This window comes from Rhizobium sp. 18055, assembly GCF_902706285.1.
Classification (GTDB): Bacteria; Pseudomonadota; Alphaproteobacteria; order Rhizobiales; family Rhizobiaceae; genus Rhizobium.
The window spans coordinates 1-561 of the sequence record NZ_CACSKD010000130.1; the positions used below are offsets into that span (position 1 = coordinate 1).

Consider the following 561-nt stretch of genomic DNA (forward strand, 5'->3'; position numbering starts at 1 on the left):
GTCCAGCTTCGTGCCCTTGGCCAGCTTCTGCGGGCCGCCGTTGGCCACGCGGCCGTTCAGCAGCTTCTCGATACGGTCGAACGCGTCGGCCTCCACGATGCGCAGCTGGTCGTTCAGGTCCAGGCGGAAGCGCTTGAGTTCATCGTCGATGATCTGCTGGGCGCGCTTGTCGCGCTGGATGCCTTCGCGCGTGAACACCTGCACGTCGATCACGGTGCCCGAGGAGCCCTGGTCCACGCGCAGCGAGGTGTCCTTCACGTCGGAAGCCTTCTCGCCGAAGATCGCGCGCAGCAGCTTCTCTTCCGGCGTCAGCGTGGTCTCGCCCTTCGGCGTGACCTTGCCCACCAGCGTGTCGCCGGGCTGCACTTCCGCACCCACGTAGATGATGCCGGACTCGTCCAGGCGGTTCAGCTGCTGCTCCGACAGGTTCGGGATGTCGCGCGTGATTTCTTCCGCGCCCAGCTTCGTGTCGCGGGCCATCACCACCAGTTCCTCGATGTGGATCGAGGTGTAGCGGTCTTCGGCCACCACGCGTTCGGAGATCAGGCTCGAATCCTCGAA

At 65.2% G+C, this 561-nt stretch carries 1 pseudogene; it reads right to left on the minus strand.

The annotated features are described in order from the left end of the window. Positions 1 to 561 (minus strand): annotated as a pseudogene (gene rpoB, locus GVL52_RS31725) (DNA-directed RNA polymerase subunit beta); the annotation flags it as partial.